15 protein-coding genes are annotated in these 13,316 nt (G+C 39.7%); 6 read left to right on the forward strand and 9 right to left on the reverse strand.

Translation table 11 applies throughout. The features are described from left to right. Positions 1–104 precede the first annotated feature (104 nt). Positions 105–914, forward strand: coding sequence for a glucosaminidase domain-containing protein (locus P20439_RS00945; RefSeq protein ID WP_008109205.1), 810 nt, complete (start codon positions 105–107; stop codon positions 912–914). Further along, the gene (locus P20439_RS00950; RefSeq protein ID WP_274377837.1) at positions 907–1,566 is read left to right on the forward strand and encodes a DUF2987 domain-containing protein; all 660 of its coding nucleotides are present in this window, start codon (positions 907–909) and stop codon (positions 1,564–1,566) included. The genes P20439_RS00945 and P20439_RS00950 overlap by 8 nt, the downstream gene beginning before the upstream one ends. A gap of 58 nt (positions 1,567–1,624) precedes the next feature. Here P20439_RS00950 and P20439_RS00955 read toward each other — a convergent pair whose 3' ends face one another. Both P20439_RS00955 and P20439_RS00960 read right to left on the reverse strand, forming a co-directional pair. Then, positions 1,625–2,500: a GGDEF domain-containing protein gene (locus tag P20439_RS00955; RefSeq protein WP_008463986.1), complete on the reverse strand. Its 876-nt coding sequence runs from the start codon at positions 2,498–2,500 to the stop codon at positions 1,625–1,627. 437 nt (positions 2,501–2,937) lie between these two features. After that, a complete protein-coding gene (locus P20439_RS00960) occupies positions 2,938–3,828 on the reverse strand; it encodes a TIGR01777 family oxidoreductase (protein ID WP_008463990.1) in 891 nt (296 codons plus the stop codon). A 528-nt stretch (positions 3,829–4,356) separates the two neighbouring features. Here P20439_RS00960 and P20439_RS00965 point away from each other — a divergent pair. Beyond that, the gene (locus P20439_RS00965; RefSeq protein ID WP_008109197.1) at positions 4,357–5,400 is read left to right on the forward strand and encodes an AI-2E family transporter; all 1,044 of its coding nucleotides are present in this window, start codon (positions 4,357–4,359) and stop codon (positions 5,398–5,400) included. A 42-nt stretch (positions 5,401–5,442) separates the two neighbouring features. Here the strand turns inward: P20439_RS00965 and P20439_RS00970 are convergent, their stop codons facing one another. Next, positions 5,443–6,525 (reverse strand): FAD-dependent oxidoreductase, encoded by a 1,083-nt coding sequence (locus P20439_RS00970; RefSeq protein ID WP_008463994.1) that lies wholly within the window; start codon positions 6,523–6,525, stop codon positions 5,443–5,445. Positions 6,526–6,836: 311 nt separating this feature from the next. On the opposite strand from P20439_RS00970, the gene P20439_RS00975 reads away from it, so the two are divergent. Next, complete coding sequence (locus P20439_RS00975; protein WP_008109193.1) at positions 6,837–7,187, forward strand: VOC family protein; 351 nt, start codon at positions 6,837–6,839, stop codon at positions 7,185–7,187. Positions 7,188–7,309: 122 nt separating this feature from the next. On the opposite strand, the gene P20439_RS00980 is transcribed toward P20439_RS00975, so the two are convergent. From P20439_RS00980 to P20439_RS01000, 5 genes are all read right to left on the reverse strand, one after another. Continuing rightward, entirely contained in the window at positions 7,310–7,723 is a 414-nt protein-coding gene (locus P20439_RS00980) for a hypothetical protein (RefSeq protein ID WP_008109191.1), read from the reverse strand. Continuing rightward, complete coding sequence (locus P20439_RS00985; protein WP_036932625.1) at positions 7,710–9,047, reverse strand: ATP-binding protein; 1,338 nt, start codon at positions 9,045–9,047, stop codon at positions 7,710–7,712. Before P20439_RS00985 ends, P20439_RS00980 begins: the two co-directional genes overlap by 14 nt. Beyond that, positions 9,041–9,715 (reverse strand): response regulator transcription factor, encoded by a 675-nt coding sequence (locus tag P20439_RS00990; RefSeq protein WP_008109187.1) that lies wholly within the window; start codon positions 9,713–9,715, stop codon positions 9,041–9,043. Before P20439_RS00990 ends, P20439_RS00985 begins: the two co-directional genes overlap by 7 nt. A gap of 3 nt (positions 9,716–9,718) precedes the next feature. Then, entirely contained in the window at positions 9,719–9,979 is a 261-nt protein-coding gene (locus tag P20439_RS00995; RefSeq protein WP_008109182.1) for a PepSY domain-containing protein, read from the reverse strand. Between the two features lie 159 nt (positions 9,980–10,138). Further along, positions 10,139–10,441 (reverse strand): YciI family protein, encoded by a 303-nt coding sequence (locus P20439_RS01000; protein WP_008464000.1) that lies wholly within the window; start codon positions 10,439–10,441, stop codon positions 10,139–10,141. Positions 10,442–10,629: 188 nt separating this feature from the next. On the opposite strand from P20439_RS01000, the gene P20439_RS01005 reads away from it, so the two are divergent. Next, on the forward strand, positions 10,630–12,054 hold the full coding sequence (locus tag P20439_RS01005; RefSeq protein ID WP_008109178.1) for a sodium-dependent transporter: 1,425 nt from the start codon (positions 10,630–10,632) through the stop codon (positions 12,052–12,054). A gap of 50 nt (positions 12,055–12,104) precedes the next feature. Here P20439_RS01005 and P20439_RS01010 read toward each other — a convergent pair whose 3' ends face one another. Beyond that, positions 12,105–12,746 carry a CPBP family intramembrane glutamic endopeptidase gene (locus P20439_RS01010; protein WP_008109177.1) on the reverse strand — a complete coding sequence of 214 codons (642 nt, stop codon included), beginning with the start codon at positions 12,744–12,746 and terminating at the stop codon, positions 12,105–12,107. 231 nt (positions 12,747–12,977) lie between these two features. On the opposite strand from P20439_RS01010, the gene P20439_RS01015 reads away from it, so the two are divergent. Continuing rightward, a complete protein-coding gene (locus tag P20439_RS01015) occupies positions 12,978–13,247 on the forward strand; it encodes an HU family DNA-binding protein (RefSeq protein ID WP_008113664.1) in 270 nt (89 codons plus the stop codon). The last annotated feature ends 69 nt before the right edge of the window (positions 13,248–13,316 follow it).

Here is a 13,316-nt window from a genome sequence, read left to right on the forward strand (position 1 = left end):
TTCAGTTGTTCGGTATTCGCGTTTATAAAGTGGCTTAGGTATAATGTAGTTTCGTATGTATGTGACTACACCATACATAACTTAGAGTTTAATTGAGATAATACATGTTAAAAACTATTTTTCAGTTGTTGTTAGCCGCCGTTGTTATTTGGGCACTTACTCATCCGTTTATTGATACAGATGGATTGGTTTCAGATGAACAAACCAGCACTAGCGACATTAAAAAACAGAAGAAGAAAGAAAAACCATTGCACAGCGTTAAGTTGCCAAAGTTCTCAGAATTCACTGATGTGAAAGAGAAAAAGCATGCGTTTTTTAACTTCATTAAGCCCCATGTAGAAGCCGAAAACAAAAAGATTTTACAGCAACGTGCAAACCTTGAAATTGCACGCATGATGCTAGAGCACGACGAGCCGCTTAGTAAAAAACAAGCGAGTGATATTAAAAAAATACTTAAATCGTACGGCTTATCTGAAACCTTAGATACCATTACCCTCAGCCAAGCACTGCGCCGCGTAGATATTATTCCTAAAGAAATGGCCTTAATGCAAGCGGCCAATGAGTCGGCATGGGGTACTTCACGTTTTGCCCGTATTGGCTTAAACTTTTTTGGCCAATGGTGCTATAAAAAAGGCTGTGGCATGGTGCCAAGAAGACGCAACAGCGATGCAGAACACGAAGTGGCGGCATTTAAATCGGTTCGCGCAGCAGTAAGCTCTTATTTTAGAAATATTAATACTCACAATGCTTACAAAGAGTTACGTACTATTCGTGAAGACTTACGTGCACAGCAAAAGCCAATTTTAGCGACTAAATTAACGTATGGTTTAATGTCTTACTCTGAACGCGGTGAAGCGTACATTGAAGAACTAAATACCATGATTAATCAAAACCGAGCGTACTTTGATGAATAAAATGGTATTAAAATTAGTTACAGCCAGCTTTTTAGCAGTAGCGGCTAGTAGTGCGGTTGCTAAAGAATTTGTGATGTCGTATGACGGTTTTTACGACCGTTTAAAAGTGGTTAACAAAGGGGACTTTCAGTACGCCCGCGTAAACTTTTATATTAGCGATATTGGTACTAACGAGGTATGTAGTATTAAAAGCGGTACTATTTTAACTGAAAAGAATGAGTACCCGCTTAATTATACCGACAAAGCACAATTGCTATTACCGTTCGATAAACAGCTAGATACCGATAAAGCCGTGATTGTGGTTCAGCCACAAAATCCGGTTCACGATTGTCAGTTAAAGTTACAAATAGAAGCTAACGAGCTTGAGGGTCTAGCGTTATCAAAACAATCATTATTGGTTATTAATAATGAGCTTGAAGAGCTATTAACAGATCTATCAGGCTTTTTTGTTAGCAAACTAATGTGGTTTTTATTGCCTGAACAAAAAGGCGTGGTTGTTACCTTTAAAACTCCAAAGCAATTTGATGATGAGCGTATAACGTGCGAAAAGTCAGTGTGCTATTTTGAAGTAACCGATAGCTGGGAAGATAACACAACCGTATTAGCTGATATTAACGAGGTTGTTAAAGTAACGCCTTGGATCAGTAAGTAACCATAAAAATAGTAAACGTATAAAAGCGGCATCCATTATGATGCCGTTTTTTTTATGACTAAATGATGGCAGAGGGGGCTTTTGCTAATAGGCTTTTTTCGTCATGGGTGACCACTTTATTTCGGCCTGTTTCTTTAGCAAGATAAAGCCGTTTATCGGCTTGTAACAACAGGGCTTGCATATCTAGCTCGCGGACTAACATGCTACTTACCCCAGCACTTACAGACAGTGCAATGCTGTGGCCATTAAAATAAAACGGGTATTCATTAATACTACTGCAAAGCTTTTGAGCTAACTGCCTAGCTTGCGCTAAGTTTTGTTGATTAAGAAAAATAGCAAACTCTTCGCCGCCAATACGAGCAGTAACACCAAGCTCAAAAAACAATTCGTTAATATGTTGTGCAATCCACTTTATCGCTTCATCGCCGGTTTCATGGCCGTATTGGTCGTTCACTTGTTTAAATAGGTCAATATCGAGCATGATCAACGACACTCTGCTGTTAAGAGGCGCGGTTTTAGTAATTTTTTTACATAGACGAAAAAATCCACGCCTATTTAAAAGCTGTGTTAACGGGTCGTGATTCGCTAGATTAATTAGTCTAGATTCAGCATTAGCAAACTTAATAAACGGCAAAATTAGCGCACTGGCGGTGGTTAAAAATAAATGCGTTACTAATAACAGCTGTAAACCTGACGCTAGGCTGGCTTGACTGATTTGGCTTGAGTAGAGCAAAACAAGAAGTACAACTTGCAACAGCATTACCACACTGTGAAGTGCAAAACAGGCTATGAGTAAGCGTTGTTGTACTACAGCCACACTTGGGGTTTTAATCATTAAATACGCAGCGTAACTAAATAACACAGCAGTAATAATACTGGTAATAATTTGCCCTGCATCAATAAGGTACACTGCAAGTAAAAGCGTACAGCACATGGCGCTGGCATAGTATAAAGGTGTTACTTTTATCGCGGGCGCTTGGCTTTGTGGTATTAACCCTAAAATAACCAGTAATGGGCTTAAAATAATAAAAACGTAAGCAAAAAAGTGGGTTAAAAGGGGAAAATCAATAAAGTCTCTTAAACCTATTAATGCTATAGCGGTAATAAATGAGCAACAGGCAGTAGCAAAATAAAAATAGCAAGGTTGCTTTTTGTATCTATAAACAGAAAAAAGAACACCGCAATAAATAAGTTAAGAATAAAACAGAGGCTAATTAATGTAGGTAAATGAAGCATGTTCAAGGGGCTCTTTTAGCTAAGTGAAGGCGTTTATATAACAATAAGTATTAGGTAGTAACACTAAAATAGCAAGGGGGTAAAAAGTATTGACTTTTACCCCCTATTACAAACTTAACCCGTTAAGGCCAGTCGCTAGACTAAACTTTTTAATGCAGCGTCTATTTTAGTAAAGTGAAAACGGTAGTTATGGTCTAAGGCTTTTTTAGGCACCACATACTGACCGGTAGTAAGTAAGTCAGCCATTTCACCCATTAATATATTAAGCACCCCAGCTGGCATAGGCATAAACGCAGGGCGTGACAATGCTTTTCCTAATGATTTACTAAACTGCTTGTTACTTACCGGCTCAGGAGCTGTGGCGTTGATAGCACCAGATATTTCTTTATTACGAATTAAAAATAAAATCAGTTGCACCATGTCATCAATGTGGATCCACGACATACCTTGTTCACCATGGCCAATTGGCCCACCTACGCAAAGTTTAAAGGCGGGTAACATTTTACCCAGCGCGCCGCCTTTTTTAGCCAGTACAATACCGGTACGCAATAAGCACACACGGGTGTCGTCAGATTGAGCCTGTAAAGCTACTTGCTCCCAATCTTTACAAAGCTGGTGGCTAAATTCATCGTGAGGATCGGTATTGTTTTCATCAACTAGGCTGTCGCCTTGGCGACCATAATAACCAATTGCACTGCCAGATATAAAAGTATGCGGCGGAGTATGGCACTGATTAATAGCATCACTAATTGCTTGCGTGACAATAATTCGGCTATCGCGAATAACCGCTTTTTGTTTATCACTCCAACGTTTATTAACAATAGGCTCACCGGCTAAATTAATAACCACGTCAACGGTATTAAAATCAACATCCTCAAGGCTATCAATAGCGTTAACCTGATGCCCTAACAACACTTTTGCTTTGGTTGGGTTTCTGCTTAGCACTGTAACGTCGTGGTGATGCAACAAGAAGGGGCAAAGGTGCCTACCAATTAAGCCTGTGGCGCCAGTAAAAAATATATGCATTGCAACTCCAAAATTATAAATAAAGCAGGATGTTTAAAATTTATACTCTCCAGCTCAACGATTTGCAAATTTATACGTACCAATAATTTTTATGATCACCTAGGGTCTGTTGGTCTTTGCGGATAAATATTTGTTCAAACTAGGGGTAATTTAATCGCGGCGCGAGGTTTGTAACCTAGTGGGCTCGATAACTGCTCCTGCGTTATTCTACTGGCTTACATCCATGTAAGAATAAGTAAAAACCGAGCAAAGCTTCCGCGTCCTGCTCACGCTCCTTACCTACATCCATGTAGGCAACAAAGAGTTAATTGCCCCTAGGCAAAACCCTTTGGGCAGCGCCTGTTTGGCATTAATGCTACGTTATCGCCTATTTATGGGGAACAACCACACCACATAGGCTCTGCCTTGCCTTAGTACCAAAAAGACGGCTGCAAATCTAATCTTGAAAGGCCAACAGACCCTTAAATATTTCATTCTATTAGCTTTTGCCTTACACTAAAGCCAAATAACAGCAATAGGATAATGGTATTGGCAAGTTTAACTGGGGTAAATAAAAGCTTAATAATTTTTGCCGCTTTGGTAATTGTGCTAGCGGGTGTTAAAGCCGCAAGCGCTATTGTTATTCCGTTTATTTTGGCAGCATTTATAGCCATAATTTGTAGCCCACTCATTAATTTTTTTGCTCGTTACCGTATTCCAAAAGGCATAGCGGTAGTGCTTGTAGTGCTTATTATTATGGGCTTAGGGGTTAGCTTAGGCGGTTTAGTAGGTCAGTCGGTTAACGACTTTTCAAAACAGTTACCTGAATATAAAGCACAATTAAAAGAAGAATTTGTATGGTTGGTTGATGTGGCCTCGCAATACAATATTTTAATTAATAAAGAACAAATTTTGTCTATGTTTGATCCTGGCAAAATGGTTGATGTTGCCACCAATATGCTAACGGGTTTAGGTAGCGTAATGGCCAATATGTTTTTAATTATTTTAACAGTTGTTTTTATGCTGTTTGAAGGGCCGATACTTGGCAAAAAAATTCATTTAGCACTGGACGATCCCGACAGCAAAATTAAGCAAATTGACCGTTTTTTAGACTCTATTAACTCTTATTTAGCCATTAAAACCTTAGTGAGTTTAGCTACCGGTGTAATTGCTGGCTTTTACCTGTGGATACTCGATGTTGATTATTTTGTACTATGGGGCGTATTGGCATTTATGCTCAATTACATTCCTAACATTGGTTCAATCATTGCGGCTGTGCCAGCACTGTTACTGGCGCTTATTACGCAAGGCCCATTAGTGGCAGGGCTCGTCGGCGCGGGTTATTTAACTATTAATACCGTTATGGGGAATATTGTAGAGCCAAAATACATGGGTAAAGGCCTCGGGCTTTCTACCTTGGTGGTGTTCTTATCATTAATATTTTGGGGCTGGTTATTAGGCTCTGTGGGTATGCTGTTATCGGTGCCGTTAACCATGATTGTAAAAATAGCACTAGAAGCCAGTGACGAAGGGCGTTGGTTAGCTACCATGCTTGGCACAGGTGAAGAAACCGTCATCAAATCAGAAGACTAATAATTTACAAGGCGTGCCTACATAGCACGCCTTTTAAAAAACCTAAGCATCTATTAAATTAGCTAATGCGCTATCTACAGCGTTTATAGCCCCCTCTAAATAGCCTGCCTCATGCTGTGCAAACTCACTTCCCACAAAATGCACTTGTAACTGTTTAAGCTGCTCGCTAAGCCCTGAAAAATTGAATTCAGGATGCTGCGAGACACCTATTTGGTCATCTTTGTTGGCAACAAATTCATCCTCAGCCCAATCCTTTATAATGCAGCTTTTCGCTGTATAGGCTTGCTCACCGTAAAAATAGCTGAGCTGATCAAGGCAAGCTTGGGTTAATTGTTCTCTCGTCACTTTACTGCGCTGCAAGTAAGGCACGCCAACAAAGCCAAACAAAGCAGGGTGAGAATGCTCACTTGCTGAGGCATCATGAATTTCTACTAACGGGCCAACACGGCTAAAACATTGCCCCGATAAGTTTTTATCTCGCCAAAAAGCGTGCTCAAAAGTGACAACAAACTTTGCTTGGCCTGCCATCCACGTAGGCACCGACGCTAAACGCTGGGCTAAAACATTATCAGCCCATAAATGCGGGGTTAAATGTTGACTGATCATTCTAGGGGGTAACGCCAACAGTAACTGATCGCAAGTAAAGTGCTGCGTACTCCCTTGGTAATTAGCGCTTATATGCCAGCCGTTGGAGAGCTTTTTCACTTCGCTAACAGCGTGTTCTAATTTAACGGTGTTTGGGTCAAGCTGCTGATAAAGCGCATTGATAAGCTCATCCATACCGTTTTGAATTCTAAATAGCTGCATTTCACCCGCCCCTGCAATTTGCTGAGCAGGGGCAGTATGCGATGCTTGATACAACACATCGCCTTGAATGTATTGCTCAAACACAGGGATGTTTAAAGCGGCAACTAACTGTTGAATATTAGGCTGATGCGGAAATATCCAGGTAGGGCCTAAATCGTGGCCAATGGTGTTGTTGGTCGGTAAATAATGAGACGCAATTCTGCCACCTAAACTGGCTTTGGCCTCTAGTAATAAAAACGGAATATCACGTTTTTTAAGGTTGTAAGCAGCATATAAGCCCGCTAAGCCACCACCAATAATAACCACAGGTTTATGCATTTTAAAATCACTTTAGCTAAGTCAATCTACTGGTAGGTAGTTTGTGGTTTTTGTGCAGTTTTGTCAAAACGTTTTAATCAACAAAATCGAGAACGCTTAAAAAGTCATATATTAACTACAGAGCAAATCAACTTAGGTATATAAAACATCCAGATAACAAGCTGTTTAACAATGACAACCAACAGTGTTTCTGTGTCGCTTATTTTAAATACCTTATGTTTGCTTATGATTATTGAGCATTGCTGCTATCTTTGTTTATTACTAGTTCAAGTCGAAAATAATATAAACAAGAATAAGGGCAAAAAACTGTTATGACTCAAAATAATAAAATTAACTATATTGAAATTCCCGCACAAAATATTGCAGCGACCAAGGATTTTTTTAGTGACGTGTTTGGCTGGTCATTTATCGATTATGGTCCAGAATATTGTAGTTTTATTGGGCAAGGTGTTGATGGTGGTTTCTTTAAATCTGACTTGGTTGTTGCTACTAAAAATGGAAGCCCGTTAATTGTGTTATACAGTAATGAACTTAAAGCGACTCAAGATAAAATTGAGAAAGCGGGGGGGAAAATAATTAAGCCTACATTTTCATTTCCAGGTGGTAGACGATTTCACTTTAGTGATCCAAATGAAAATGAATTCGCGGTATGGTCAGAGTAACCAAAAAACAAAGTATAAAAAATTGACAAAAATGCAGCCTTTAAGGCTGCACTTCCCAAAACACCAATAAACTAACCTTTAAAATACCAAGCCAGTATACACATCGCTTACTTTTGAACTTGTTAAAGCCCCATTTTAAGCTGCTGAATAAATTGCTCTGTCATAGCTATTTCACACTCTTTGTAGGTGACTACCGCTTCTGGCGCATTGGGTTGTTTTAACATGTAACGCCACTGGCAGCTTTTTTGAATGTACTTGTCTTTGGCGTTAAGACTTTGTTTAAACAGTGACAAAATGACGGTATTACCGGTTTCACTTTCTAATTCAACCAGTTCAAAGGTGCGCTTTTGGATCCAGCTATCTTGTTGCTGTTGCACTTTATTTAATTTGGCGTCTAAACATTGTGTGTAATCTTTAATTTGCTCGGGTAGGGCATTGTTTTGCAATGTACACTCTTGCGCAGCAGCTATACTTTGCTGCGCCCATAAAAATAAAAGGCTTAAGCTAAAACAAAGGATGTAGTTACTTTTTTTCATGGTAATTAAACTCGAGAATAAATTTTGCACCGCCTAAACGTTGCGACTGAGATATAGTTAACAGTCCGTGATACGACTTAACCAAGTCAGATACTATAGCCATGCCAACACCGTGGCCGCTTTCGTAGGTATCTAGGCGCGTACCGCGTTGTAATAACGATTCGCGCTTATCTGGCTTAATGCCTGGGCCGTCATCACAAATGCTTATATTGAGCGTTTTAGCTTGTGAAACGTTAATACTGACTTGGGAGCGACAGGCTTTACAGGCATTATCTATTAAGTTGCCTAATAACTCCATTAAATCGGTTTTATCACCTAAAAAGTAATCTTTATCGCTCACTTGGCAGTTAAATATAATGTCTTTATCGCGGTATACTTTACTCATTGCGCTTAAGATAGAATCGATAACCGGCTTGATAGGGGTTTGTTTTTTCCATGTATCGGAAGCACCCGTGGCGGCACGTTTTAATTGGTGCTCGATCATCACATTAATTCTGTCGAGTTGTTCTTGTGCATCTGCATCGTTAGCGAGTGGGCTTGATTTTAATACCGCTAATGGCGTTTTAAGTGCATGGGCTAAATCGCTAAGAGAGGCGCGGTATCGTTCTTTTTGACGTTGCTGCGACTCTAACAGTAAATTTAGGTCGGCTTTAATCGTTTGCAGTTCAACGGGGTATAAGCCTTTAATTTCTTGAATATCGCCTGATTCAATGGCTTTTATTTCTTTATCTAAACGCTGCAGTGGTCGTGCACTCCAAATAAAACCAATGGCCATTAACCCTGCAATGGCAATCCCCATAATAAACATCCAATCGACTAAGGTTTGCTTAAAGCCATCCATTAAACGCAGTAGGGCATCGTTACGTTTTAATAAAATAAAGCGTGCTTGCTCTGATTGGTCAATATTATTAAGTATTACCGTTAAACTTAATTGCCAATAGGCAGTGTTGTTATACACCACACGTCTAAAGTCGGCGGCGCCTGCTTTGGGCTCTATATATTGGGGAACAAAGTTAACGTTAACCGCCGACTCAGAATGCCAAATAGGCACGTCGTCACGGTATATCATGGCGTAGGTGTCTGAGTTTAAATTGTTGAGTTCGGGGGTTAATATAGAGCTGGGCATAATAATACCGCGCTCGGTAAAATCAACTTCGGAAATAAGTGAATACAGGTGTGCTTCGAGGTTTTTTTCGGTGGCATCAACAAGTGACGCATAATATGCCTTACCTATAGAGTAAAACAAAATGGGTAGGGCGACTAACAAAACAAAGACAAGGATAAAACCTTGCCTTATTTTTAACGAAATTTGCGGTGCTACCACTGGCTTTTAAGCCTGTAACCACGTCCGCGTAATGTTTCCACTGGGTTAAGCACGCCATCTGGGTCGAGTTTTTTACGCAAACGTAGTACAAACACTTCAATAACGTTCGAATCAAGGTCGAAGTCTTGATCGTAAATATGCTCTGTAAGCTCAGACTTTGAAATTACTTTTTGTGGATTAACCATTAAGTATTCAAGTACTTTATATTCGTATGCGGTTAAGCTCAGCTCTTTGTCGTTTACCCATACTTGTTGTGAACGGGTATGAATTTTAATAGGGCCTGCTGTCATTTCAGGGTTTGCTTTACCTGCACTGCGACGAATAAGCGCATTACAGCGAGCAATTAGCTCTTCCACATGAAACGGCTTAGTTAGGTAGTCATCGGCACCGGCATCTAGGCCTTCTACTTTGTCTTGCCAGCGATCGCGCGCGGTTAAGATCAAAATAGGGATAGTTATCCCTTGGGCACGTGCTTTATTTATTAGCTCAATACCGTCTATTTTAGGTAGGCCTAAATCAACTACAGCCATGTCTAAAGGGTATTCAGTGATGTGAAAAAGGCCAGCCTCACCATCGTGACATAAATCAACGCTGTAACGCTCTTTTTCTAATGCATTGCGCAGGTTGTCTGCCAAATGTAAATCATCTTCTATTACTAAAATTCGCATTGGTTAATCCTTTTTCACTTCGCCAGTTTTCTTGTTTATTTTCAAATCGACGACGTGGCCGTCAGCTTTTAAGATTCGTACAGTAAAAAAAAGTGTTTCTTCAGAAATTTTTAACGTTGTACCGTCTGTAGTTTGCTTTGCAAGTATTACTGCTTTCTTTTTGCTTACCTCAACTTTATCGGCTTTGCTTTTGGTATTGTTTGCATGGGCAAAATTAGCCAAACACATTACCGCGATTAAGTTGAGTATTAATAATACACGCATTGCGAAACTCCTAGAACAGACCTGCTTAGCTCAGAAACTAAGCCACTAAAACTTTAATACCACGACGTGTATTTAAGTTTTTATAAGGCAAAGTCTAATTAAAAATGAGTGAACAAACCCTGAATTACTGGTTGCAGTTAAACAGGGGTCACAGTTTAATTAAGCAGGGAACACTTTTTTAAATGGTTTAACGATAGAATTTTCATATACGCCACCGGCAACATAGGGATCATCTGCGGCCCATTCTCTGGCGTCTTCTAAAGAATTAAATTGAGCAATCACTAAAGAACCCGTAAAACCTGCGTCTTGAGGGTCTTCACTATCAATGGCCGGAAGAGGGCCTGCGGTTAATAGTCGGCCTTCGTCTTCTAGGATTTGTAAGCGCGCTAAATGAGCTGAGCGTGCCGCTTTACGGTGCTCTAAACTATTTTGGACGTCTGTTGAATAAATCATATACAACATAAAAATACTCTCAAAACTTGTTAAATTTAATTAACTGCATACTAGCATAGCGTTGATAAATGGTGAATTAAAAGTGTTTATGGCGATGTTTACAGCAAGAATGTTTTTTTACACGGTAATTGCTTGAAAAGCGTTGCGTAACACTGGTAGAGTCCCTTGGATAAGATAAATAATAACAAGGTTATTACATGAGTGAAAATAGAGAGCACTTTAGCTCCCGCTTAGGATTTATATTGGCAGCGGCAGGTTCTGCTGTGGGTATTGGTAACTTAGTAGGCTTTCCAGTTTCTGCGACTAAGAATGGCGGTGGTGCATTTTTGCTCGTCTATGCTTTGTTCGTCGCATTCATTTGTTTACCTGTAATGATGGCCGAAATGGCCATGGGTCGTCATGCACAAAAAGACCCGCTTGGTGCATACAAGGTATTAGCTAATAACGACAAAAAATGGAAGTTTGCTGGCTTTTTAGCAGTATTAACGCCATTTATGATTGCTGTTTTTTATATGGTGATCACGGTGTGGATTTTTGGTTACTTAAGCCAAACCGCACTGGGTAATTTAGATATGCTGGCAAACCCTGGGCATTTTGGTGAGTTTATAAATAGCTACACCGTGTTTGGTTATATGGCACTGGTTGTGGTTATTGTTAACCTTATTTTGGTCGGTGGTGTAAAAGACGGCATAGAAAAAGCGGCTAAATTTTTAATGCCTGCTTTGTTTGTCATGCTAATTATACTGGTGGGTTATGTACTCACCCTTGATAACGCAATGGCGGGTGTTAAGTACTACATTATTCCTGATTTTAGTAAAATGAATGCCAGCGTGCTTAACGGTGCACTGAGCCAAGCGTTTTTCTCATTGTCGTTAGGTATGGGTATTTTAATTACCTATGCCTCTTATATTTCGAAAAAAGATGACATCGTAGGCAGTGCTAAAATGGTCGCTATTACCGACTCACTGGTTGCGTTTGTAGCAGGCTTAATGGTGTTACCTGCTATTTTTAGCTTTGACCCAAATACCGATCCGGCTAAGTTATCTGACTCGTCAGTTTCAATGATTTTTGTCTATCTTCCAAAAATCTTATTAGCGCTACAAAATGATATTGGTTACTTTGGCGCATCAGCCGTGGCATTTATTTTCTTCTTATTGGTATTTTTTGCTGCGATCACATCATTGGTATCTATTGTTGAAGTTCCAACAGCAACACTAAGCGACCGTAAAGGCATTAGCCGTAAAAAAGCGTTGGGCATACTTACTTTATCAACTGGTATATTAACTATTTTGTGTATTATGTCGTTTGGTATGATTGACAGCCTAACTACTTTTACTAGCTACGGTAGTGGTAATAAGAGCTTTTTTGATGTTGTTTATGACGTATTCTACGACACAATATTGCCTTTAAATGGTTTAATGGTGTGTTTGTTTGTAATGTATAAATGGAAAAAAGTTCGCTTAAGTGAAGAGCTAAGACAGGGCTCTCCTAATTATGCTAATAGCTTTATGGAAAAGTACGTTAACTTTTCACTGCAAACCTTTATTCCAGCGATATTATTAATCATTTTTGTAAATACCGTTGCGACTAAGTTTTTTGATATCAGTATTTTTGGTTTTTAATTTAAACTAAATCTAAATAAGCCGCGCCTGTCGCGGCTTTTTTGTGTTAGTTAATTTAGTGCACCAGAATCTAAATAGTCACCCATTCCTAGGGTAAACATCCATATGCCCCATAAGCTGTGCTCAAGAACACAAGCAAAGGTTGAGCGGCTTTGTGCGTAGGTATAAGCAAATAGTAATCCGCCTATAAACGCTAAACTTACTGCAACCCAATTAGCGTAAACAATATGTGCCAGTGCAAATACACTCGCACTGACAATAATGCGTAACCATTTACTGGGCATAATGCGTTTATAACGATGAAAAAAGTAGGTTCTAAATATTAATTCTTGCGGGATCACCGACAACAAAGGGTAGAGCAGCAATAGCATCAGCCAGTCGGCGAGGTTTTCTCGAGGTAAAGTAAACCAGTGTCCTTGGTAAAGTAAGTTGTAAAATACCCCCGAAAATAACGCGCCAATAAAGAAAAAGCTAAACATACGGCGCTTCACAGCAGAAAACTGCCCCAAGCTAGTTAATCTAAAACGTTTAAAGTGAGTGTCGTTTAGTAGCAACATACAACACACACTCATGAGGATGATCAGTGCCGGAATAAGCCAGTTAGATAAATATTGGCGAATATTAAAGCCAATTAAAGGCAGAATAATAAAAATAAAGGCAAATTCAAACCAGCGATATTGATTAGCGTTCACGTTTGCTCACGGTGATTTTTATCTCACCCTAGCAAACGATTAAGTCATCTTTATGACCATAAAACAGCCAAGCTGATTATATTTAAACCCACTGACTCTTACTAAGGCTCTTAGCCCTCGGTTAAGGTTGACTTACCCCCTTGCAACCCTTAGCCTGCCTGCTTTTATTTTTACATCATTGTATTGCCACGCTAATGGGTTTAAGCCTAGGCGTGTATTTAGGAGCAAAAAATGAATAAAGCAGAACTGGTTGCAGCCATTGCGGATGCGAGTGAATTAACAAAAAAAGACGCACAAGCTGCGTTAACCAGCTTACAAAAAGTGATTACAAAGTCATTGTCTGAAGGCGATCAGGTACAAATATCAGGCTTTGGCACTTTTGCACTAAGCTATTACCCAGCGCGTACTGGTCGTAATCCACAAACTGGTGAAGCGATTGAAATACAAGGGGCTAATAAAGCCGTATTTAAACCAGCAAAAGCGTTAAAAGAGCGCCTTTAATTTAAAACTTTAGTGCCTGTAAGTTCGCATCTTCCCCAAAAGCCACTATTTAGCTTACAGGCTCTTTGC

This window comes from Pseudoalteromonas sp. BSi20439 (assembly GCF_000241165.1).
Taxonomy (GTDB): Bacteria; Pseudomonadota; Gammaproteobacteria; order Enterobacterales; family Alteromonadaceae; genus Pseudoalteromonas.